The 24,123-nt window shown below is 38.9% G+C and carries 20 protein-coding genes and 1 pseudogene; 6 read left to right on the forward strand and 15 right to left on the reverse strand.

What is annotated here, in order from left to right; genetic code table 11:
* Positions 1-28: 28 nt before the first annotated feature.
* From ACDX78_RS07295 to ACDX78_RS07325, 7 genes are all read right to left on the reverse strand, one after another.
* On the reverse strand, positions 29-997 hold the full coding sequence (locus tag ACDX78_RS07295; protein WP_486026584.1) for a C-terminal binding protein: 969 nt from the start codon (positions 995-997) through the stop codon (positions 29-31).
* Positions 987-1,649 carry a bifunctional 4-hydroxy-2-oxoglutarate aldolase/2-dehydro-3-deoxy-phosphogluconate aldolase gene (locus ACDX78_RS07300; protein WP_486026585.1) on the reverse strand — a complete coding sequence of 221 codons (663 nt, stop codon included), beginning with the start codon at positions 1,647-1,649 and terminating at the stop codon, positions 987-989. The genes ACDX78_RS07295 and ACDX78_RS07300 overlap by 11 nt, the downstream gene beginning before the upstream one ends.
* A gap of 14 nt (positions 1,650-1,663) precedes the next feature.
* Positions 1,664-2,611 (reverse strand): sugar kinase, encoded by a 948-nt coding sequence (locus ACDX78_RS07305; RefSeq protein ID WP_486026587.1) that lies wholly within the window; start codon positions 2,609-2,611, stop codon positions 1,664-1,666.
* Between the two features lie 35 nt (positions 2,612-2,646).
* Positions 2,647-3,666 carry a LacI family DNA-binding transcriptional regulator gene (locus ACDX78_RS07310; protein ID WP_486026589.1) on the reverse strand — a complete coding sequence of 340 codons (1,020 nt, stop codon included), beginning with the start codon at positions 3,664-3,666 and terminating at the stop codon, positions 2,647-2,649.
* A gap of 298 nt (positions 3,667-3,964) precedes the next feature.
* Positions 3,965-4,723, reverse strand: a complete 759-nt coding sequence (locus tag ACDX78_RS07315) for a glucose 1-dehydrogenase (RefSeq protein WP_486026591.1) — start codon at positions 4,721-4,723, stop codon at positions 3,965-3,967.
* Positions 4,724-5,547: 824 nt separating this feature from the next.
* Positions 5,548-8,424 (reverse strand): endo-1,4-beta-xylanase, encoded by a 2,877-nt coding sequence (locus tag ACDX78_RS07320; RefSeq protein ID WP_486026593.1) that lies wholly within the window; start codon positions 8,422-8,424, stop codon positions 5,548-5,550.
* Positions 8,425-9,324: 900 nt separating this feature from the next.
* On the reverse strand, positions 9,325-10,431 hold the full coding sequence (locus ACDX78_RS07325; protein WP_486026595.1) for a TRAP transporter substrate-binding protein: 1,107 nt from the start codon (positions 10,429-10,431) through the stop codon (positions 9,325-9,327).
* A 524-nt stretch (positions 10,432-10,955) separates the two neighbouring features.
* Between ACDX78_RS07325 and ACDX78_RS07330 the strand changes: the two genes are divergently transcribed.
* Together ACDX78_RS07330 and ACDX78_RS07335 are read left to right on the forward strand one after the other, a co-directional pair.
* A complete protein-coding gene (locus ACDX78_RS07330; protein WP_486026678.1) occupies positions 10,956-11,843 on the forward strand; it encodes a 2-hydroxy-3-oxopropionate reductase in 888 nt (295 codons plus the stop codon).
* Between the two features lie 61 nt (positions 11,844-11,904).
* A complete protein-coding gene (locus ACDX78_RS07335; RefSeq protein ID WP_486026597.1) occupies positions 11,905-12,822 on the forward strand; it encodes a DMT family transporter in 918 nt (305 codons plus the stop codon).
* A 238-nt stretch (positions 12,823-13,060) separates the two neighbouring features.
* Here the strand turns inward: ACDX78_RS07335 and dhaL are convergent, their stop codons facing one another.
* Genes dhaL through ACDX78_RS07365 form a run of 6 tightly spaced genes read right to left on the reverse strand, consistent with a single transcriptional unit; the run spans position 13,061 to position 18,428 of the window.
* A complete protein-coding gene (dhaL, locus tag ACDX78_RS07340; protein ID WP_486026598.1) occupies positions 13,061-13,702 on the reverse strand; it encodes a dihydroxyacetone kinase subunit DhaL in 642 nt (213 codons plus the stop codon).
* A gap of 12 nt (positions 13,703-13,714) precedes the next feature.
* Complete coding sequence (gene dhaK, locus ACDX78_RS07345; RefSeq protein ID WP_486026599.1) at positions 13,715-14,716, reverse strand: dihydroxyacetone kinase subunit DhaK; 1,002 nt, start codon at positions 14,714-14,716, stop codon at positions 13,715-13,717.
* Positions 14,717-14,743: 27 nt separating this feature from the next.
* On the reverse strand, positions 14,744-15,649 hold the full coding sequence (locus tag ACDX78_RS07350) for a dihydrodipicolinate synthase family protein (protein ID WP_486026600.1): 906 nt from the start codon (positions 15,647-15,649) through the stop codon (positions 14,744-14,746).
* A gap of 20 nt (positions 15,650-15,669) precedes the next feature.
* A complete protein-coding gene (locus tag ACDX78_RS07355) occupies positions 15,670-16,680 on the reverse strand; it encodes a C-terminal binding protein (RefSeq protein ID WP_486026602.1) in 1,011 nt (336 codons plus the stop codon).
* A gap of 21 nt (positions 16,681-16,701) precedes the next feature.
* The gene (locus ACDX78_RS07360) at positions 16,702-17,604 is read right to left on the reverse strand and encodes a sugar phosphate isomerase/epimerase family protein (protein WP_486026603.1); all 903 of its coding nucleotides are present in this window, start codon (positions 17,602-17,604) and stop codon (positions 16,702-16,704) included.
* 2 nt (positions 17,605-17,606) lie between these two features.
* Positions 17,607-18,428, reverse strand: a complete 822-nt coding sequence (locus tag ACDX78_RS07365; protein WP_486026605.1) for a sugar phosphate isomerase/epimerase family protein — start codon at positions 18,426-18,428, stop codon at positions 17,607-17,609.
* Between the two features lie 236 nt (positions 18,429-18,664).
* On the opposite strand from ACDX78_RS07365, the gene ACDX78_RS07370 reads away from it, so the two are divergent.
* Together ACDX78_RS07370 and ACDX78_RS07375 are read left to right on the forward strand one after the other, a co-directional pair.
* On the forward strand, positions 18,665-19,444 hold the full coding sequence (locus tag ACDX78_RS07370) for a DeoR/GlpR family DNA-binding transcription regulator (protein WP_486026607.1): 780 nt from the start codon (positions 18,665-18,667) through the stop codon (positions 19,442-19,444).
* Positions 19,445-19,778: 334 nt separating this feature from the next.
* Positions 19,779-20,246 (forward strand): annotated as a pseudogene (locus tag ACDX78_RS07375) (pyroglutamyl-peptidase I family protein).
* Positions 20,247-20,302: 56 nt separating this feature from the next.
* On the opposite strand, the gene ACDX78_RS07380 reads toward ACDX78_RS07375, so the two are convergent.
* Positions 20,303-20,509 (reverse strand): hypothetical protein, encoded by a 207-nt coding sequence (locus ACDX78_RS07380; RefSeq protein WP_486026608.1) that lies wholly within the window; start codon positions 20,507-20,509, stop codon positions 20,303-20,305.
* 294 nt (positions 20,510-20,803) lie between these two features.
* Here ACDX78_RS07380 and ACDX78_RS07385 point away from each other — a divergent pair, with 294 nt between their 5' ends.
* Together ACDX78_RS07385 and ACDX78_RS07390 are read left to right on the forward strand one after the other, a co-directional pair.
* The gene (locus ACDX78_RS07385; protein WP_486026610.1) at positions 20,804-22,327 is read left to right on the forward strand and encodes an AbgT family transporter; all 1,524 of its coding nucleotides are present in this window, start codon (positions 20,804-20,806) and stop codon (positions 22,325-22,327) included.
* 63 nt (positions 22,328-22,390) lie between these two features.
* Positions 22,391-22,825: a VOC family protein gene (locus ACDX78_RS07390; protein WP_486026611.1), complete on the forward strand. Its 435-nt coding sequence runs from the start codon at positions 22,391-22,393 to the stop codon at positions 22,823-22,825.
* Positions 22,826-23,042: 217 nt separating this feature from the next.
* On the opposite strand, the gene ACDX78_RS07395 is transcribed toward ACDX78_RS07390, so the two are convergent.
* Positions 23,043-24,035 (reverse strand): LLM class flavin-dependent oxidoreductase, encoded by a 993-nt coding sequence (locus tag ACDX78_RS07395; RefSeq protein WP_486026613.1) that lies wholly within the window; start codon positions 24,033-24,035, stop codon positions 23,043-23,045.
* Positions 24,036-24,123 lie beyond the last annotated feature (88 nt).

Here is a 24,123-nt window from a genome sequence, read left to right on the forward strand (position 1 = left end):
CTTGATGTGTAAAGTCAATTCAATCTGATTAATTCTTCACGCGAACCACGTACTTTGGCTCTTTGCCTTGAAGAACGTCTGCAACATTTTGTGCTGTTTTTGCTTTCAATTCTTTTTCAGATTCCTCTGAATGCCATGCGACATGAGGATTTAAGATAACTTGATCCATGTTCAGCAATTGATTATCACCTTCGATAGGTTCAATTTCCAGTACATCGAGGCCTGCACCTGCAATTTCACCGTTGTCAAGAGCTTGTACCAACGCTTTCTCGTCAATGAGAGGACCTCTTGAAGTATTAATAATAACTGCTTCCTTCTTCATCCATTTAAATTGTTTTTCTCCTACCATTCCACGAGTAGCTTCATTTAACGGAGTATGAACTGAGATATAATTACTTCGACGGAATAAATCCTCTAATTCAACAAGTTCTACATTCAATTCTTTTGCAACTTCTGCTGGAATAAAAGGATCGTAGGCAATTACTTTTAAACCAAATGCTTGTGCTTTTTTTGCCACCTTTTGTGCAATATTTCCAAGGCTTAGTAAGCCAACTTCACGGCCGCTAAACCTAAAAATAGGTGAACCTACTTTGTAATCCCAAGTACCATCTTTTACTTTATTGTTAAGGTAAGTTACTTTCCGTGCTAAAGATAACAATAAAGCCATCGCATGGTCAGATACTTCATCTAAACAATAATCGGTTACATTACATACAGTAATGTTTTTTTTCGTTGCTGCAGGAACATCGATCGTATTAAAACCAATTCCATATCTTGCGATTACTTTACAGTTTGTTAAATTATTAATTACTTTTTTTCCTAAGGGTGCATATTGATTAATAATCGCATCAACATCTTTCGCAACCTCAATGACTTCCTCTTCTGTTCTGCACTGTGCGTATATAAATTCAACGTCTGGGATTTGTTCTCTAATTAAGTTTTCTTCTATTTCGAGAGATTCGTATTCAAAATCGGAAAATAATACTTTAAAACTCATTTGAGACAGCTCCTTTTTGTTTGATTTCTGCAAATGTGTCTGCATACATCTTTGCACGAGCCGTTAGATTTGTTAGTTCTTCTGGTGTAACATCCATATTACCTTTCACTAAGGAACCGCCTATTCCTACACCAATTGCCCCAGCCCAGAAAAATTCTTCCATATTTTCATGGCTGATACCTCCCGTAGGAAGTATCGGAACTTGTGACAAAGGTCCACGAACGTCTTTGATATAACTCGCTCCTAAACTTCTTGCCGGGAAAAGTTTGATTACATCTGCTCCTGCTTCAAAAGCACTTAGTATTTCTGTGGGCGTCATCGCGGCTGGCATACTTAGTACTCCATAGCGCTTCGTTAAACGGATTGTTTCTACATTTGTCGTTGGTGATATGACAAATTTCGCACCACTATTAATTACAAGTTTTGCTGTCTCAGGATCAAGAACAGTTCCAGCACCAATATACATTTCTTCTCCAAATTCTTTTACCGCTTCTTCAAGAGCCAGTGTCACTCCAGGTGTATCCGCAGTAACTTCTACTGTACGAATCCCCCCTTTCCATAAAGCTTCAATAATGGATAAGATATTTTCACGCTGCTGTCCCCGGATGATCGCAACAACCCCATTTTCTTTAATCCTTCTTATACCTTCCATCGTTCTTCCTCCTGCTATCTAGCGACATCTTCAATATGTGACGCATATTTACTTAATTCACTTCTGTCAGGCAAACCTTCTACATCCCCGTCTACTTTAACAACGACGGACCCCACTAGATTTCCACGTGCAACACTTTCATTTATCGATAATTTATCAAGTAGACCAGAAAGAAATCCTGCGCAGAAACCATCACCAGCACCAACAGGGTCTCTAACATCGCTAACCGCAACAACAGGTACACGTTCTGACTTTTCTTCTGTTACATAATAAGCACCATCTGCACCTGTTTTAATCACTGCTAATTCTGCCCCAGATTGTAGTATTCTTTTCCCGATTTCGTTTGGATCCCTCGTATTATATAAGAAATGTCCTTCATCTACCCCTGGTAAAACGATATCTGCATGAGAAATAAGTTCTAGTAGTACTTTTCTAGCTTTTTCTTCGGGCCATAAATTTATTCTTAGATTTGGATCAAGAACAACCTTCAGGCCATTCTTTTTTGCTAATTCTACTGCATGTAAAATTGTTTCGTAACAGGATTCACTTAAAGCAGGGGTGATTCCAGTAACATGTAAATACTTCGCCTTCTTCAAGTATTCTTCATTAATGTCATTTACGTTCAATCTACTGGCTGCGGATCCTTTTCGGTAATACTGAATCCGAAACTCAGATATCGTTCGCAATTCTTTAAAATACAGTCCTGTAGGTGCATCTTTATCGTATTTAACTTGACTAATATCCACTCCCTCTCCTCTTAAAAAGGAGACGAGTGCTTTCCCAAATTCATCATCACCTACTCTGCTAATCCAACCTGCCTTATGGCCTAGTTTGGATAATCCCATAGCAACGTTTGATTCTGCTCCGCCAAACCTGCGTGAAAAGCTTGTCGCATAACGCATATGGCCTTGGGAATTCGGAGTAAATAATACCATCGTTTCTCCAATTGTTATAACATCCACGGTTTTCCCTCCTTTGTGGAGATGACATCTGATATTTAGGTTTTCAACTTACTTTTGGTGGAAGAAGCTCTTTTTATTAATTTTGGTTCAAAACGGTGAACATCTCCAACGTTAGAATCACTTTGTTTTATTTTCTCAATTAATAACTCAGCTGCTTCCCTTCCAATATCAAAAGCAGGCTGGGCAACCGTTGTTAACGCAGGGTTGAAAATATCCGCAAATGAAATATCATCAATTCCAATAAGTGCTAATTCCTCTGGTATCTTCATATTGTTTGTTCTCACATATTTCAGTATTTCCATAAATATTAAGTCATTGGTGGCGATAATTGATTCTGGTCGATTTGGTAATTCCAGTAGCTTAGTTAATCTTGCCTGCATTTCGTTAATTGGTGATGCAATTACGTAATTTTCTTCAAAATGAAGACCGTGTTCCTCTATCCCTATTTTATAACCTGCTAGACGTTCCCATCTTGCTGATATCGTCGTAGGAGCCATTGTCATGATGGCAATTTTTTCATAACCATTGCTCACAAGCTCCTCTACACATATTTTTGCTGCTTTTTTATTATCCAGCAGTAAAGAGCTCACCTGTATATCAGATAATATACGGTCGATAAATACAAGTGGAAGATTTCGCTTCCATAAATCTCGATACAGATCATTATTGCTTTGTGTAGGCATCGAAATAATACCATCTACTTGATTTGATAGAAGCATTTCAATGTAACGTTTTTCTTTTTCTGGATTATCGTCTGCATTACAAATAATGACATGATATCCCTTTTCGTTACATACATCCTCAATTGCTCGCACTACCTTCGTATTGAAGCCATATAAAATATTTGCCAAAATAACACCAATTGTTGTTGTTTTTTTTTGTTTTAAACTTCTGGCAATCTTATTCGGACTATACTCTAACTCTTCAATTACCTTTTTTATTCGTTCTCTTGTTTCTACTCCCATATATTCATATCTACCATTTAAATATTGGGAAACGGTACTTTTAGAAACACCAGCACGTTTTGCTACATCACCAATTGTTACCGCCTTCATCAATTTAGCCCCCCCCAACTGAGACGTCACCATCTTTAGAACAACTATAGAAAACGATCCCCGCCAATACTTTTCTACTATATAAACAAAAGAATTATAGATAATCTTAATCGATTTACTAAGAAATCAATTAGTTTAGTAAATCGATTTATCTTAATACAGTATATTTCTTTTGCAAGCGTTTTACAAGCACTTTTTTTCTTTTTTTCATCCTTTTTTTGTTTACATTAATTAACAACAAATATGAACAAATAAAAAAATCCTAGAATTTCCCCTAGCATATTTTGATATATCGTATTTATCTCCCTAGCCAACCTCCATCAACAGCTAGTAAATGTCCGTGTACAAAATTAGACGCATTGGATGCTAAGTAAATAATAGCTCCTTTAAAATCCTCTGGCGTTCCCCAACGACCAGCAGGAATTCTTTCCATTATTTGACGGCTTCGCGTATTATCATGGATCAATGCTTCATTCATATCCGTAGCAATATAACCAGGAACAATTGCATTAACATTTACTTGATGCTCGGCCCATTCATTCGAAAGCGCTTTTGTAAGTTGAGCAACTGCCCCCTTCGCTGACGCATATGCAGGAATAGTTATACCACCTTGATAAGAATTTAATGAAGCGATGTTAATGATTTTTCCACTTTTTCTTGTTACCATATGTTGTCCAGCTTTTTGAGATAACATCCAAACAGTTTTCAAATTCACATTTATCACATCGTCCCAATCTTCTTCTGAAAAATCCACAGCAGGAGAACGGCGCTGAATCCCAGCATTATTGACTAGAATATCTAATTTTCCATAGACTTCAATAGCTGAAGGAACTGCTCTTTTCACTTGTTCCATATCGAATAAGTCACAAGGGATAATTTCACAATTTCTTCCTAAAGTTTCTATCTCCTCTTTGACATGAAGCTGTGAGGCATCTCGTTGTAGCAATACGATATCAGCACCAGCTCCCGCCAACGCGATTGCTAAAGTGCGACCAATCCCTCTCGTAGCTCCAGTTATTGCAGCTACTTTTCCTTTTAAAGAAAATAAATCTATCACATTTTCTCCCCCTTATTATTGGAGTCCATAATAAAACACACAGTTTTTTCTTTGTATCAGATTAATTTCTGATAAAGTAAGTTTCAACTATTTTTCACTCGTTCCGGGATTTATCCCCGTAATAATTCGCGTTCCTCTCAAATTTCCCGGCCTTTCAGTTATTAGGTATTCACCATCTTGATGAAATACATGGAAACATATTAATCAGTTGATATGTTTCTTCCTTTCATATACTGATTGTGCCAGGACAATGATATGTCGCATCCTCACCGACAACCGTTGGATTAATCCAAATTGATTTATTACAGAGTCTTCTAGAGTAATACTTTCGAAAGGGAAAGTTACCATACACCGTACAAGGACTCATATTACTTCATCTTGGGTCAACACCACCAATCCCAATTAATCGTCGACGAAGCTTTGCATGGCACTCTGACATTTTCTACAATCTAGGTTACCCCAAATATTGTACATGTAACAGTTTTAACATCTTCATGTTTAACACCTATATAAATGGAATTTAATAACTTCAACTTAGTACACTGCTTGCGAACTATGGAATCATAACGTTTTCTGTCTAATATATATCTACTTTTACAATTTCATGAGCGTATTCAGCTCAAAACAAAGCTGACGCCGCTTAAGAAACGGCGTCTCGCTTCGTAATTCTTTCTATTTCTACGACAGGCATCTTTATATTCTATTTTCTCGGGTTCACTTCATTCCCGCAAAACAGCCTTTTATTGCTGGCGTTATTGTCATGTGCTTACAAAGGGAGTTAACCGTCTATCATCAACGTCAAAAGTTGCTTCGTCATTTGATAATTAATCCGACACAATATAGCATTCACGGATCTGATCGTTGCCCTTAGTGTCCACATAAACCTTATATGGTCCCACCTGATAGACGTCTGCCGCGTTGTTCCTGATTAGTAGCTCTTCAGTGAAAGCCTCATCCGTCGAACCATCGGAGTATAATTCCTTAACAATTACTGTCAGCCTGTTCTGATTACCTTTGAGTCTCTCTACCGTAGCAGCTGGCGTCGCACTGTCGACAGTGACTACCGGGAGAATTTCCGCGCCAAGTATTTCGGAACCTTCATAGACAACAACTGCATAATTTGCGTCCGCCTCAACATCGTTACCATTAACACTGATTATCGCTTGGCCGTCTTCGAATGTCGTGGAAGCCAATGAAGCGCCGTCCTTTTTCAACACCGCTTTGGAACCATCAGGGACATCCGCCTTGACGGGAATATTGGTGTCACGCTCACTTACGATACGCTCCACCGGGGAGAGGCTTATTTCTACGCCCAGACTCGTTAAGTCTTCGTCTAAATAGTCGGACACGTACTCATAGAGCTTAACACGAAGGGATGCATCGTCCTCCGGCGAATCGACTCTTTGAGTCACGAAACCGTATTCGTTTCCGTGCAGCGCATAAGTATCATCACTTGAACCAGTATGCGAAAATAGTGTCGTCTCGCCTGTATCGGGATCTATTTCCGTGTTAAACCATACCGCTCGGTCTAATGCACTATCTGAAATAGTTGAGTCTGTGCGCAAAGCTGCTGTATCGTCGCTGCTCAAATCCCGATACATAATAGATGGGGCGACAAGGCCACCGTGAACCAGACTTAACATTGTGTATCCAGTATATCCGTTCTCGCTAGTATATTGTCCCGGGTCGGGGCTGGTTTGCTCATTAAAGATAAATCTCATATTGTCCTGGATCAGCTCCGGTTCTATAATAATATCGTCATCTATGGTGACAGGAGTACCCGCAAGCCCTCGTTTGCCAGTCGGATCGACGGAGTCTAGGTTCATATTGGTCAGAGCCAGACTTGAGTTGACGGGGACAACGATATAAGTATTACCGGATTCAATAGTTTTTGCCACTCTATAATAATTTTCTGGCGTATTGAAATCTGTAACACGCGTTGGAATAATCGGGTCCCAGTTCTGATCCCACAGAGATTTCTTCAAAGTCAATGTTTTCAAATAATCATCGTCTATACTACTATCTGTATTAATAGTGAGTGTGCCACTTGTATGTTTTGGTAAGGGCTGAAATTCCTTGCTGTTGAGCATTGCCAGTTTACCATCGTCTATATTATTGAACGCTTGAAACAGTTTGGGTTCGGTTTCACCGTCACTGAAGCGGATATTGACTGATGAGCTGTAGCCCGTATCCGGATAGTTTAGATCATTCTCCCATTCGGCGGTCATATGCCCAAAGTTTACTGTATACGTCGTCGATATATTTGGGGATTCCTTCCAAGCTATTTTTATCGTCGCCACGGCTGGCTCCCCAGCGTTCACCGCACCGTTTTCTGGATTGAGCGTAACTTCGACGTCAACATCATCGTCGGGATATTCGTATGCGAAGTTCGCTTCAGAAAAGTCAATGTTTGACACGTCCTTTGGCACGTTAACATCAAATTCGGTTTTGTCCGCGACATTGAAATCTTCGTCGCCGAAATCAAACGACGTGAGCTTTGGCGGCAACTCATCGAGCCCGAGATAGGCATCCGGATTTATTATAGCCCAATACGCTTCTTTTGGTGCACGATTGGAGTCGAATGGCATTGGATAACCCGAGCTGCGCCAGCTGTTGTTATCATCCACGCCCCAGAATGTAACGCGTTCTATATAATCGGAGTACTTCTTATATAATGCGAACAGCTGGGCATACACTACCGCCTGCTCCTCCAATTGCGCCTCTGTAGGGGGAACGCTGGCCGAAGTGCCATTGAGTTGTACATCGAGTTCGGTTATGCTGATTTTTGTCCCGGTTTCACTATATATCTTTAAAACTTCCTCTAAGTTATCTATATTGATTCTTGTGTTGTAATGCCCCTGTATCCCAATGCCCTCGATCAGTTTCCTGCCGTTTGCCTCAGGGTGTTCATTCGCATATCTTTCATTAAGCTCATTGACCATTGAGGCAATAGCGATTGCTTTGTTAGGGAGTTCTTCGTCGTTAAAATCATTGTAATACAGAGTTGCATCCGGAGCAGCCTCACGTGCGAACAAGAATGCATCATAGATATAATCCCATCCATTTCCGCCGTCAGCGTAGGCTTCATACCATCTGGCCGTCCGTTCCATTGGATTAATGCCGGAACGAAGCGCGTTCCGCCAGTCAGTCGGATTTTCCGGATTATCCCTAAATGCTTCGTTAACAACGTCCCAGGCGTCGAGCTTATTATCACCCTCGCTAAAATGCCCAGCGACAGTCGAAATATACCTTTCCAAGCTGGCCTTTGCCTCTTCATAATTCAGATCACTCGGTGGCCATCCAGCCGACTGATTATGCCATGCCAGTGCGTGCCCTTTCGTATAGAAACCGTCGGTATTGACTTGAGTTAACATGTTGTCGACTGATGTAAAATTCGGTTCGCCAGTTGAATCGCGCCATATAGAGTCCGGCTTCGTAGCATTTTCGGGTGTCAGCGCATTATAGTGGAACTTCATGAAATCATACTTCTCTTCATTGTTTAAGTCAAACGGACTTACAACGTTGCCGATCATGAAATAGTCCTCGTAGACTTCTTTCAGCGGCACAACTTCTGCCGATGAAGTATTGAAATTCTCTGCCGATGAAGTATTGATTTCCGACATTGCGGTATCGGTAAACAAAACCAACATAAAAACCAGCGCTAAAAAATATGTTAATAGATTTCTAGCTTTTTTCTTCAATAATTTTCATTCCTTTCATAACTTTGATCCCTTCTTTTTTTGGTGATTCGGTGTGTTGATGGATATTATTAATTGATACAACAACCAATTTAGATGTTCCCATCATATTTTGGTTATATGTGAATTTTCTGGTTGATCATACAAACTAAATACACCATGTCCACTACATTATTGTACTCACGCACCCCCTTGAAAAATGTATGTCTGTTATCATTCCTGTCTATATCACCCCCCTTCTGGTTTACGTAGTGTCAAAATTTTTAAATAAAACCTTTATTTAACTGGCTTTCACCAGTTGTTTCTATATACTCCTTAAAAGTTAGAAATCGATCAGGGATTTTATTACTATTTGTTTTAACCGTTAGCGTCGGTACGGTTTATCAGGTCGGAAATTTCACGTTCATTTTATCTTTCAGCTATTTACCGGACCCTGAGAGTACGGTTCCATTACCAGAAAACTATCTGGAAAGTTATGCTGTAGCTGGATTGGAAACTGTTCCTTATATCCCTCTTTATAAAATTGATTTTCCTAACCGCTATACCGTTCTGTCTCTACGGAAGTGGATTCAGACGATCTGAATGTTAATTTCAGGCACTCATAATTTGGATTAATTTACATAGCTTATAAATATATAGCATGGCTTCTAGAACACTAACCTTTAAAATATGTAATGCTAACTATCTACTTTTTTCAAAAATGGTTGCAAGAACAATGACAGCGGTTACATTACTTATAATAAAGTAATTTACTCTGAATTTATCAATAAATAAATTCTAAAGAAGAGAGATTAACTATTAATCTCCCTTCTTTCTTTTATCTCATGTTTACCTGACTTTGGGAAAGGTGTTGTGCCAATAACGCCGCTAACCTTCCTCTGATTTCAGATAATTTATTTCTCTTTAATCCTGTGCTGCTTCGATTGCATCATATAGTTCCTCTACAATATTGGATTCTAGACTATCTGCAAATTCATCAATTACTGGCTGTACGGTTTCACGCATTTCATCTTTTGCTTCATCGGATACTTCATTAAAGTTAACACCTTCATCGATTAAAGATTGTACATATTTTTCATTTGCTTCACGGTTAACTTCTCTTTGATATTCACCGGCTTCAACAGCTGCATCTCTTAGAATTTCTTGATATTCTTCTGGTAAGCCATCAAAGAAAGATTTACTTACTAAGAACACAAATGGTGTATATACATGATTTGTTGCAGATACATAATCTTGTACTTCATGGAAGCCTTCAAGGTAAATAGTTGCAATCGGATTTTCTTGTCCATCAACAGTTCCTTGTTGCATAGCTGTGAACAATTCGGTAAATGCCATTGGTGTTGGATTTGCTCCTAAAGCACTAAATGAATCCAAATGTAACTCATTTTCCATTGTACGAAGTGTTAATCCTTCAAGATCAGCCTGTGTTTCAATTGGGCCGACACTATTGGACATATCACGATAGCCATTTTCCCAATATGCTAGTCCTACAAGGTTTTGATCTTCTAACATATCTAATAGCTCTTGTCCTACTTCCCCATCAAGCACTTCGTCAGCTACTTCTTCACTTGGCATTAAGAAAGGAATATCAAATACTGCATATTCTGGAATAAAATTAGCAACTGGTGCTGTAGAAGGAATGGTTACCTCTTGAGACCCGAGCTGTAATGCCTCCATCGCTGTACGATCATCCCCTAATTGTCCACTATGGTATGTTTCTACAACAACGTCCCCGTTAGTTTCTTCTTCTACAAGTTCTTTAAACCTAAGCAAACCATCATATTGTGGATGATCGGCATTCAAACCAATACTTGCACGAATGGTGAATTCTGCATCTCCACTCGCTTCAGTTTCCTCTTCGGATTCCTCCGCTTCTACTTCATCTGTTTCGTCTGTTTCCTCTGTATCTCCGGAATCATCGTCACCAGATGTTTCCGCGTCTTCCCCTCCACAGGCTGCCAGAAAGAGTACTAGCAATAAGACCGCAAAGAATAATAAAAACTTCTTCATTTTAAATCCCCCTTTGGAATTTGTTATTTTATCGGAAGATTTTCCGATTACCCTAATAGATTAGGGTTATTTATTGATTCACCTCAAAAAGAGATGTAACAAGATTGTAAATAGTAAAAGTATTCACTTACTTATGCACCGGTAAAAAGTCTTATAAACTTCTTATCTCAACACATAAGGATTTTAAGTAGATTTTTCTAAACCGATTTACTAACCTTGTTGTTTTATATTATAATATGATTGAAAGCGTTTTACAAGTACTTTTTAGAATTTTTATTACTTTTATTTGTATTTATTTTTATTTTTTTTTAAATTAAAAGACTGGAGTGTCGACCCTTATGTTTTAAAACATGATTTTAAGTCTATTTTTAACTCACATCAGCATTTAATCTATTGTTTACTTTCAATAACTTTTATAATTCTTTTGTTTATTTACGAAACGAATAATTATTTATATACATTTCTTTTGATTTCATATAGAATTAATATGTAGAAAGAAAACATTTTATTTGAACATGGGGGTAATTTTTATGAAAGTGGGATTTATTGGATTAGGAATCATGGGGAAACCGATGGCAGGTCATCTTATAAAAAGTGGACATGAAACATATCTTTTCGATTTAAATACTGATGCTGTAAATGAATTAGTTGCATTAGGTGGGCATGCTTGTGATTCAAATAAAGAAATAGCTGAAAATAGTGATGTAATTATTACAATGCTTCCAGCAGGAAAACATGTATCACAAGTGCTTTTTTCCGAAGGCGGTCTCGCTAAAAATACCAAACCTGGTTCGATCATTGTTGATATGAGTTCTGTTAAACCAGAGGAATCAAAAGAATTCGCAAATCAATTAAAAGAATATGACATTCATTTCATTGATGCTCCTGTAAGTGGCGGAGAGCCAATGGCAATCGAAGGTACTCTCTCGATTATGGCTGGTGGAGATGAAGAATGTTTCAATCAAGTCTTGCCATTATTTGAAGTGATGGGGGACCATATCGTTTATATGGGAGCAACTGGAAATGGTTCCGCTACGAAGCTTGCAAATCAAATTTTTGTAAGTACGCATTTAGCAGCACTGGCAGAGGCTTCTGTATATGCAAGTAAAGCTGGGATTGACTTAAATAAACTATTTGAGGCTGTTCGTGGCGGACTAGCTGGTAGTGCGGTGATGGATGCAAAAATGCAGCGCATTATTGATCGAGATTTTGAACCAGGTGGAAAAATAGAAACAAACTTCAAAGACCTGAGTAATATCCAATCCTCTGCAAATACACTTGGTGTACCCTTACCAGTAACAAACTTAGTAAAAGAGATTTTTGGCTCTGAAATTGTCAATGGGAACGGTGAAAAAGACCATAGTTACATCCTTAACTTCTTTGAAAAAATGGCAAATTATCATGTAGATTAACGCTTGCAAAAAAACTTGCCGACACATTTGTAAAACGATTAGCAGGTGGTGCTTTTCAAAGTTGAACAAAAATACTCGTAACATTTACCTTATCGTTATATTCATCATGCTCTTGTGGGGCATGAATGTATCTGCACTTAAAGTTATCGTGGAAAGCTTTATGCCAATTACAATTACTGCCTTTAGAGTACTCACAGCGGGTTTGGTTGTATTTACCATTTTGGCTTTCACCAGGATGGTTCGACTTCCTAAAAATAAAGAATGGTACTATGTAACTGGAGGCGCAGTATTCAGCGTTGTTCTGCACCACTATTTTTTAGCAACCGGTCTAACGATGACAAGTGCTGCCAATACCGGATTGATTTTAGGAATGGGGCCGGTGTTAACCGTAATTTTTGCCACGGTAATTTTAAAAAGAAAACCCTCGAAACTCCAATATACCGGTTTTATTTTTGGATTTATTGGAATAAGTTTCACTGTTTTAGCCGGGAGTGGAGGCATAAATACAATTAACCTGGGTGATTTATATATTTTACTATCAATTCTTTCCCAGGCAATTAGTTTTATTGTCATCAAGCAGGCAGCGGACACCATGGATCCAAGACTGTTTACCGGCTACATGTTTATTATTGGTTCCGTCGTTTTATTCTTAATCAGCTTATGGAGGGAACCTCATGGCTTAACCTCTTTAAGCAATGTTGATTATACCGTATGGCTCGTATTTCTTTATTCTGCTGTGATTGCAACCGGGGTCGGGCATATGGTCTATAATTATGCCATTAGTCAATTAGGACCGGCAGAAACATCCATATTTTTGAATTTAAATACGTTCTTTTCCATTATTGGAGCAGCAATATTCTTAAATGAACCGATTTTATTTTCTCATTTTATTGGACTTATTTTTATTGTTTCCGGTGTGATTTTTGGCTCTGGTGGATTGGAAGTATGGTTGATCCAGCGAAGGAGAAAACGATTGTGAATAGCATTCCATTAAAAAAGCAGCTAACCATTCCAATTGGATGTATAGCTGCTTTTGTTATCGATGATTCCCACTATGAATTATTCCCACCATTTCTGTTTCAAACTTTGTAAGATCGTGCTAATTACATGGGAAACATGACAGTTTAGTGTTGCCTTTTGTGAATAAATGTTTTCATTCACTAAAATGAATTCTTTATACAAATTTTCCCTCTTTACAGAGATACTTGTCTTCCAACCTAGGAAGCTTGCACTTTTGCAAAGTCTAAGAATGCTTTTAAGATCATGTAAGCAGAAGTTGCACCAGGGTCTTGTGCTCCTTTCGAGCGGTCACCGAGGCGACTCGAACGTCCAATCTTCGCTACTAAATCTATTGTTGAGTTCATTCCTTTTTCTCCGGCTTCTACTGCTGCTTCAAAGGCAGGAACAAATTCCTGTTCAAAGTTTGCTTCTAATGCTTCTAAAGCAGGACTTAATGTATCTATCATCGTTTTATCCCCTACTTTTGCATTCCCTCGTTCTTTAACACCATTAATGAATGCGATCCAGTATGCAGCTAAGTCCGCATCATTTAATTCAGTTTTCCCTTTTACCGCTTTACCTCCACGCATGAAACCAGTCGCATAAAGTGGGCCAACGGAAGAACCAACCGCGTTGAGAAAAGTCATGCCAACAGTAGAACTAATTTTTCCAAAATCGGTTTCTTCTGCAAGTTTTCCATCTAATTGTTCATTCACTGCTTGCCAACCGATGGACATCGTAACCCCATGGTCTCCGTCTCCTAGTTTACGGTCAAGATCACAAAGATAATCTTTTTCATGTTCCATTAAATCTACTACTTGTTTAAAATATCCAATTAAATCTTTCGCAGTAATATTCATATGATATCCCCCTTACTTTTGCACAAACATCGGTGTATCTACAGGATGATCGACCAATTTTTTCATTTCATCATCTAGTTTCGTTAATGTAATAGATGCTCCACCCATTTCTAAAGAAGTAATGTAATCTCCTACATATGAGCGATTAATTTTTATTCCTTTTTCACGTAATACTTGTTCGACACGACGGAACATAATATAAAGTTCCATACGAGGTGTAGAGCCTAAGCCATTCACAAGAACAGCCACTTCGTCCCCTTCATTTAGTGTCATATCTTCAAAAATTGGTGCCAAGAGTTCATCTGTTACATTATCCGCAGTGTCTAACGGCGCTTTACGAATTCCTGGTTCTCCATGGTGCCCTAAGCCGATTTCCATTTCATCGTCCCCGATTTCAAAGCTTGGCTCCCCGGTTTGTGGTAACGAACAAGGAGCTAAGCCAACACCCATGGAACGAGTCTGATCATTTGTTTTACGTGCGATACCTGCCACTTCTTTCAATTTATATCCTAAATCAGCTGCTGCTCCTGCCATTTTATAAACGAAAAATTCTCCGGCAATTCCACGCCGTTTTTCTTTTTCTTCTTTTGGTGCTGAGGCAACGTCATCGGATGCAAGTACCATTTCCACTTCAATATCTTCCATTTCAGCCATTTCTGCAGCCATACCAAAGTTCATAACATCGCCTGCATAGTTTCCATAAAGGTAAACAACACCTGCACCTTTATCAATCGCTTTTGTTGCTTCTAAAATTGGTGCCGGTGGTGGGGATGCAAAGATATTACCTACTGCTACACCGTCCGCCATTCCTTCTCCAACATACCCCATAAATGCTGGCTCGTGACCAGAGCCACCACCGATTAAAACAGCAACCTTACCTTCTTCTTTTGGCTTAGCTGACACTAATGCACGGTCACTTTCTTCTAAACGTTTCATATATTCTGGATGTGCTTTTACATAACCGTCGATCATTTCTTCGACAACATTTTTTGGGTCATTAATTAACTTTTTCATAGGATTCACTCCCTGTCCTTCTATTTTTTAAAGCAAGTTTACTTCTTGTAAAATTGCTTTTAGTTGTTCCTTCTTCTCTTCATTCAACTCACGTGTTGGCGGTAATACATAAGTGGAAATATCAATTCCTCTTAATTTCATTGCTTCTTTTACAACACCGATAAATGGTGAGTCTAGATTATACATTCTTGGTAAAGCTGCAATCCGCTGATGTAAATTCATCGCGGTTTCCAAATCATTTTCCCGGAACGCTTTATACAATCTAACAGCAATTTCTGGAGCAAAGTTAACACTTGCACAAATTGCACCATCACCCCCAAGGCTTAACGTGTTGAACAAATGATTATCAAATCCGGCGAATACAGTAAAGTTCGGACACTTATTTTTCACGGTTGCAATCATGTTTTCGATATGGGCGATGGAATCAATAGTTTCTTTAATTCCAACAATATTATCATAACGTTCTACTAATTTCAGAACAAATTCCGGAGTCAAATCTTGTCCCGTTAACGTAGGAAAATTATATAGTAATACTGGTAGGTTAACTGCTTCTGCAATATTACCAAAATGCTTAAATAAATTTTCCTCCGTTAGAGCCCAGTAGTATGGATTAATAACAACAACTCCATCTGCTCCAATTTTTTCTGCATGTTGACTTAATAAAACAGCTTCTTCTGTGCTTGAACTTCCTGTTCCAATCAGTACAGGCACTCTACCGGCAACGTATTTTGTTGTGTATTCAGCGATTTCCATCCGTTGTTCTGCAGACATCTGTGAGAATTCTCCTCCACTGCCAAGGAAGAATAATCCGTCTACTTTTGCATCGATTAAGAAATCAATAACTAATTCCATTCCTTTTTTATCCAGTTTTCCTTCATTATCCAAAATGATTGACACCGGCGGAATAATACCATGAAAATTCGTTTTCATCATGTGAAAATCCCCATTTTCTTTTAAAATTTATATTCATCTCTCATTTCAAAGGTTTGTAAATCTAATTTTTCCTGCACTTCCTTATTGACAAGGTATTTTGGATATTGTCCATAAACTAATACATCAATAATTCCCAGGGCTGTTTTGGAACGCATTTCCTCTGCGGATTCTTCGGAATAACCCGCCATATGAGGTGTCAGTATTACATTATCCATTGTTAAGAATGGGTGATTACGGTCAATTGGCTCTTTCTCAATTACATCAAGACCCACTCCAGCTATTGTACCATTTTCCAATGCTTCGAGTAATGCAGCTTCATCCACGACTGGCCCTCTTGCTGTATTTACGAGGTAAGTATTTTTTTTCATTAACTTAAACTGTTCTTTCCCGATCATCCCTCTTGTTGATTTCGTAAGAGGAGCATGTACAGAGATAACATCCGCTTGCTTGCATAGATCTTCTAGTGATACGAGTTCAACGTTATGTTCTTTAGCAACCTCTTCAGGTAAAAATGGATCGGAAACAACTACGCTTAATCCAAGTGATTTAACCTTCGAAGCTAAACGGCGAGGAATATTTCCAAATCCGACTAGCCCCATTGTTAATGTGTTTAGTCTACGAATTGGTTTCGTTGTATTGACATCCCATACATCATTTTTTACGGTTTTATTTGCCGTTGTAATTTTCCGTAAAAGACTTAACATCAATGATAATGCATGGTCGGAAACTTCACCAACCCCATAATCGGGAACATTACCTATGCAAATTCCTTTTTCCGTTGCAGCATCTATATCGATCGTATCGACCCCAACACCGTAACGTGTAATAATTTTACATTTTTCCAATGATTCAATGACTCGACGTGTGATTGGGGCATACAGGTTAATTATCCCATCTGCATCACGGCAAGCATCGATCACTTCATCTTCTGTATTACATTGATGGATTTCTATTTCGATATCATCATGAGTGAGTACTTTTTTTTCATAAGTTAAATTTGGATATTCGTGATCTGTAATTATTACTTTCATTCTGTCTGCCACCTTGCGTGATTATTTAACAGTTGTTACTGTTTGTAATGTTTCTGTCAATATACTTCTCAAATGTTGTTCATTTTTATCGCAGTTCTCTTTGTCTATTTTTCCACGAACTTCCGCTGCAACACGTAAGCCATTTTTAGCTTGAATTCCAAGTTCATCTGCTTTCCCTAAAATCGCACTCATTGTCTCTTCTGTTAAAAAACCGGGTTCCCCGATTTCCATATGAAAATCGCCATATAGCTTACTTGTTTTATCAAGTACCGCATTGGAAAAATGAATCTGATGAATCAGGTCTTTCCCTTTTTCCAACGCCTCAAAAATATCTTCCCCATTTAATGCTGCATGTGCGGTATCAAAAGCAATTCCTACATTGGGATAGGATTTTTGCACCCTGGTTAACAGGTCAATAGTTTCATCCGTTGTTCCTATTATCCGTTTCTTGTGCGCAAAGCTGTCAAGTGGCTCAATTAATAGATTCATCCGGAACGTTTGTGCAGCTTCAGCGATTTCACAAAGACTTTCATACAGGCCTTCCATTCCCTCAGCCCAAAGTTCAGGGCCCGGGTTATCTCCTGTAACAAGTGCAATATTTTTTGCGCCGATTTCCGCTGCATACAGTAAATTTTCTTTAATTATTCGAACTGTTTTCGCTCTCAATGCAGCATCTAATGAAGAAATATCCAGATTATTTTCTTCAATTAGAAAGGTTAGCCATTGGGTAACTTCTACCCCATTTTTTTCCGTTGCATGGAGGATTCTGCTTCTTTCTTTTCGGTCAAAGCCATCTCCCAGCTCAACGGACTTATAAAAATTCAACTGTACAATTGTTTCAATTAAATCTGCCGTGAAGTTTCTTTCTCTTTTTATCGGATGGTAGACTTCTGGTACTAATAAAGATGGGAGAAATTTTGACATCTTTATTCTCCTTTTACAATAGGATAGACATTTTTCTCAATATATTTACTGATTTCTATAATTGTTTCACTTGTTTGAGTTTGTGCTTCCGGAGTTTCCTCTTCCACAATCAGCCATCCGTCATAACCGTAATCTTTAAGTACTTGAACACACTGCGGGATATCAATATCTCCCTCACCCATTTTCGTCCATTCTTGGTGTTTAGTAGCATCTTTAAAATGAACATGTTTAATTAACGGTAATGCTTCTTTTATAATTTCCACCGGATCCATACCACCAAAAATAATATGACCGACATCAGGCGTGTAACCCATATATTTGGGATCCAGTCCATCAAATAGAACATCATAATCTTCTTTGAATCTCCAATAAGAAGTTTTATAGGAAATCGGGTGCAAGGATGTCACGATTCCATTTTCATACGCACGTTTTCCAAGCTCATTTGCACCTTGAATAATTTCTTTCTGCAGTTGTAATAAATTATCACGATTTTGTCCCACACGAGAAGGAATGTTTAAAATGGCACCTGGAAAATGCTTTACAAAATCAAAATAGAAATCTTGTAATTCTCTTTCTTCATTGGAAGATTTTCCTCCTTCAAATGCATGGGGCAATGTTAATGCTGCTAGTTTAAGCCCTCTTTTATCCAATTCTTCTTTGAAGCGTTTTGGATCATTTTTATATCTACCTAGCAAGGAAACTTGCATATCAAGACCAGTAAATCCACCTCGCTCTATATCATCCATGATTTTATCCATAATATCTTTTTCAATATCATAATCTAATACCCAAGTGGAACCTTGGCAACCAAATTCCATAACCATGTAAAGAAGCCTCCCAAATAGTAATTTTTCCAAAAAATACTTGTAATCGTTTACACAATAATATATATTTATAGTATCACTTATTTTCGTTTTGTCAATATTTTTATCGAATCCTTCTATTTTTATGTTATAAAGCATAAACGAAAGAAGAAACGAAAATATTTAATAAAAAAGTGAAACTAAAAGCGTGTTGCCATATGATAGGAAAGTAGCATACTATTGGGGATGGGATAAAGTTGAAATTATTTGTTAGCGAAAGAAGAAACACCATTATGGAACTATTAAAGGAAAAGAAAAGAATTACAGTTAAAGAACTCTCTATAGAAATTGGCGTATCAGAAGCAACCTTACGTGCAGATTTAAACCATTTGGAACTCGTAGGGCAATTAACTAGGACTCATGGCGGAGCAGTTTTAAATAATGGTAATGGAAATGAAAATGAAACAAGTTTCTATGTTCGAAAAAGAAAAAATAAAACAGAAAAAATGAAAATTGCCAAGAAAGCATTTGAAACGATTGAAGATAAACAATGTATATTACTTGATGCAAGTTCTACTGTATTGGAACTTGCTCGATACATAAATGCACAATCCATTAATTTAACCGTTGTCACAAGTGGAATTCAAACTGCCATCGAATTAAAAGAAAATCCAAATATTACTACCATCTTAATCGGTGGTGTAGCGACATCAGGGTCAAGTGCTATCGAAGGGACATTAGGTTTGGAAATTTTAGATAGCTTAAATATTGATACGATGTACACATCGGCCAACGGTTTTTCCCTATCCAATGGATTAACGGATTTCAATTTATACGAAATTTCTTTAAAAAAGGAAATGATTAAAAAAGCAAATAAAGTTGTTTCGTTAATAGATGCTTCCAAAATTGGTGCTACCTCAAGTGCGGTTTTTGCTCCTTTGGATAAAATTGATACATTGATCACCGATCAGCCTTTGAGTAAGGAAGAAGCTGAAAATATTCAAAGTCACGGGGTTAAGTTCACAGTTGTGAACTAATTAATAGGAAAGATTGACAAACACAGAAACTTATTAAAAGTTAATCATAGAATAGGGTAACCCTCTCAAGGCTACCCCATCAGCTTTTGGCTGAGGCCGGCTATGAGGACGGGTTTTCTACCACACTTTGGACTGACGACAGCAGAGGGGCGTTGATAAAGGCCCGCCGGTTGTCGAGAGCTTGCAAGTCCAATCGAAAACAAAAAGGGAAAAAACACGTGAAAAACATACCACTAACCGGTTTTGAACCGTACTTAAATTATACGAATCCCACCATAGAGATTATTAACACCTTCACGACAAAGAAATCAATGATTTCAAATTCCATGGTAAGATTTTATCCGTAGACTTTTCTAAAAGCGGTAAACGATTAGTGGAGGAAATAGATGATTTACAGCCAGATGCAATTATTTCTTTAGGTTTGGCAGGCGGGCGTTATAAAGTGACTCCGGAGCGAATTGCCATTAATGGTAATGACGGAGAAGCGGGTAACACAGGCTGGAAAGGGAAAAGATTTTTCCAGATGGAGGAGATGGCGCTTTTACTACATTGCCTATTGATAAAATGGTAAGTCGTTTAACAAGCAGGACTGCCTGCTGACATTTCAAATAAAGCAGGAACATATTTATGCAACAATGTCATGTATCATGGTTTGTACCATACATGGAAGAGGGGGATGAGCATCCCTACAGGATTTATTCATACCCCTGCTTCCCATGACTTGGCAATGGAAAACGGTAAAGTGCCAAGCTGGTCGCAAGAGGATTTAAATCGTGCTGAGTTATGTATTGAGAGTTTGTAATTCATTGAGAGACAAGGGGAAAGTGCCTTGTCCCTTTTTAACTAAAACGGAAAACTTCACTCCTCCACATTCTGCCACGTCTTACCGTCCGTATTATTTCTGACAATCTCTTGCAGCGGACCAAGGGGTCTGTCCTTTGCAAATTCTTCATTATAGCTTGGGTACTGCTCCTTCTCACCAATCACATCATTCAAAATAGCAGGATTATCGGTTTCCCTTTGCACATTTTTCATGTGTCTTTTATTACTTTCGTTACTCCACATAGTATGTCACCTCTGTCCTTTATACTTATTATCCATAGCATTTCCGCATTTTGAATGACTATGCAATTTTCAGTGCTGATGTCCACTGCATGAAATGAACACTTTCATTCATTAGCGTGAAAATAGAGTTGTACGCAATACTTCCCAACACGTCTGTCTCAATCTCTCCCATGTTTGTAGATAAAGGTGGCTTATCGAATATAATCCACTTACTTGACGTACTCCATGCATCAAGCGTACTATTTCTGATAAGAATGAATGAGAAGTACCAGTATTTTAAAAGGGAGTGAGGGAATGTCTGGACGGAATGATACGAAGAAAACTTCAAAAGTAAATCGCCTTTTAAATGGCATCGAACGGATAGGGAACAAACTTCCGGATCCATTTATGCTGTTTATTGTTTTAGCTGGTATCGTCATTGTGTTATCCTGGATTATTTCTTTATTTGATGTTACGTTTACCCTTCCTGGAGAAGATGAAGTAGTTGCCATACAAAACCTTGTTTCAGCGGAAGGTTTGCAGTTCATGCTTACGTCGATGATTGATAATTTCGTTGGGTTTGGCCCGCTTGGCATTGTGCTGACGATGATGCTTGGTATCGGACTGGCGAATAAAGTCGGCTTGATCGAGGCAGTGATCAAAAGCACGATTTTGAAAGCGCCGAAATCACTTGTCACGTATGCCGTTATTTTCACCGGTATTATAGCAAATCTTGCTGCAGACGCTGCTTTCATTATCGTTCCGCCGCTTGCAGCCATGGTTTTTTACAATATAGGGCGCCACCCGCTCGCAGGATTAGCTGCAGGGTTTGCCGGGGTTGGCTCGGGATTTACTGCCAATGTCATTATTGCCAATACAGATGCTGTACTCGCAGGGATATCTGCTGACGTCATGGATACACTAAATACCACAGTAACTGTTACCCCGGTGGATAATTACTTTTTCATGCTGGTATCCGTTTTACTGCTCACCGTTACAGGGGGATTGGTTACGGAAAAAATTGTTGAGCCACAGCTTGGTGCTTATGAAGGCAATGCGGAAAAAGAATTTGAACCCGTCAAGCAGATAGAGAAAAAAGCATTGCGCAATACCACTTTTGCCGCTGTCGGCTATATTGCACTGCTGCTGTTTGTTCTCTTTTTCCCGGATTCACCGCTTCGCAATCCGGAAGGTGATTTGGTGCCATCCCCATTTTTAGCAGGTATTGTACCGATCATTATGCTGTTTTTCATCACTGTAGCTGTCGCATATGGAACGACCGTGAACAAAATTGAAAACTCTCGTTCCGTCGCTCAGTTGATGGGCGAGGGTATTAAAGATATGTCCGGTTTTATTGTACTGATTTTTGCCGCGGCACAGTTTATTGCCTATTTTGATTGGACCAACATCGGGTCCTGGATTGCAGTGACCGGAGCCAATTACCTTGAATCGGCGGGAACGACTGGAATTGGCGTCGTGATTGCCTTCATTCTATTTTCAGCACTGATGAATCTGCTTATTTTCAGCGGGGCTGCCCAGTGGACGTTGCAGGCGCCGATATTCCTGCAAATGTTTTATTTCCTTGGCTACCACCCTGCATTTATTCAGGCCGCGTACCGGCTCGCCGAATCATCGACTGGTGTAGTCACACCAATGAATCCGTACTTTGTCGTCATTTTAGGTTTTATGAAGGAATACGACAAAAAAGCAGGCATCGGTACGTTAATTGCTTTAATGCTGCCATATGCCATCGCATTTCTAACTGTATGGATTTTACTGTTTTTGGTATTTGTATTCTTGGATTTACCATTTGGCCCGGGGATCGGCGTGTATTTGTAAGTGCCTGGGACTCCCCGAATTTTGTTGAATTATATTAAATTGTAATAAAAGGAGTGTGGTCTTATGACCGGAGTAGAAATTGATTTGATCGTTTCAGACAGCTTGAAGGCGCTGGAACAGTACGAGAAAATATTTGATATCGAGCGTGTGGAGGTAACGGATTTTCCTAAGGGGGAAAATGAAGTGATTTTCTCCCTGTATGGTGTGCACTTCCATATGCTGGATGAAAATCCACAATTTGGATTGAAAGCACCCAGTACGGATGAGCCACAAACCATTTGGTTTAATATTACGGTCCCTAACATTAAGGAAACATACGAAAAAGCGATGAATGCGGGCTGCAAGGAGCTGCAACCGGTAACGGAACTGCCTGATTTCGGCGTGTCCAATGCCATCTTCAATGATCATTTCGGCTATCAATGGATGCTGCATGAAGTTCACAAAGAAGTGAGTTTTGAAGAACGTACCCGGCTTTGGGAGGAAAAAAGAGAGGATTAACAATTGCTAACAAAAACTCCCCTCAATCAATAAACTGATGCTTAGAAGCATCTAATAATTAAGCTGTAACAAGAGACGTTTATCTGGTGAGAAAAAGGAAGAAGCAAGGAAATTCTCCGCTTCTTCCTTTCTTTATTCTGCTTAAAGTAAACATAGATTGATATTACGATTCAAACTCGTTAACATCAGCAGTTAACCGCCCCCTCCAAACCCAGGCCTACAATAATTCTTTTGCCAATAACCGGTATACATTCAAACGTTTCTCTTGTGAATGAGGGATACTTACAATCATCGTCTCATTGAATTCATGCTGCGCTTGTTGTTCTCTTAAAAATGCTGCGACTTCCTTGGCATCTCCAACTACATGTACTTTACGGTTTTCTTTCATCTTCATACGGTCCATTTCCGTCAACGGATAGTCACGCGCCTCCTCAGGTGTCAAGACCGGCAATAGTTTACCCTGCATAAATAATAGGCGCCATATATCCTGCGGTTTTGCTTCAAATTCTGCTTCCTCTTTTGTTTCGGCTGTTGTCACCATATAGCTGACATTGATTTGCGGCTTTTCCATAAAGACTGAAGGCTGAAAACTATTTTTATAAGCTAACAAGATTTCATGAGACATTGCACCAGCGAAAAACTGTGCAAATGAATAACCAACACCTCTTCTTCCAGCCTGAAGCGCACTATTGCCTGTTGAACCAAGCAGCCAAGCTTCAGGTAATGTCACTTTGGCCGGGGTTGCAACAGTTTTATTGTACAACGCATCTTCAGGTACTTCATCATTGATTAGCTGCAGTGCGGTGTCCAGCTTTTCATACATATTATTTACCATGGGCTGGCGGCCTTCTGATAATGCGTAAATGGAATGATTATCTCCCCCAGGTGCTCTGCCAACACCAAAATCAATTCTGCCAGGTGAGAGTGCACTCAATGTTTTAAATACCTCTGCCAGTTTTAACGGGGAATAATGCATCATCATGACCCCACCCGTACCGATCCGTATATTTTTCGTTTTTGCAGCCAAGTGAGCTGCTGTGATCTCAGGAGCAGAGCTTGCATAGTCATTTGTGCCATGATGCTCTGCCATCCACATCCGGTGATAGCCTAACTCATCACCCAAAACAGCCAATTCTTCTGCTTTTTTCAATGCATCTGCCGCTTTATTTCCTTTTGTTATCGGGGCTTGGTCTAATATACTTAATTTCATTTGATATATCCTTCCAATCCATTTTTAATTTTTAATTCGACAAAATTCGGGGAGTGACAAATCTTTACGGTGGGTTGGGCATTTAGCG

The sequence above is a fragment of the Virgibacillus oceani genome (assembly GCF_041521345.1).
GTDB lineage: Bacteria > Bacillota > Bacilli > Bacillales > Amphibacillaceae > Virgibacillus_N > Virgibacillus_N oceani_A.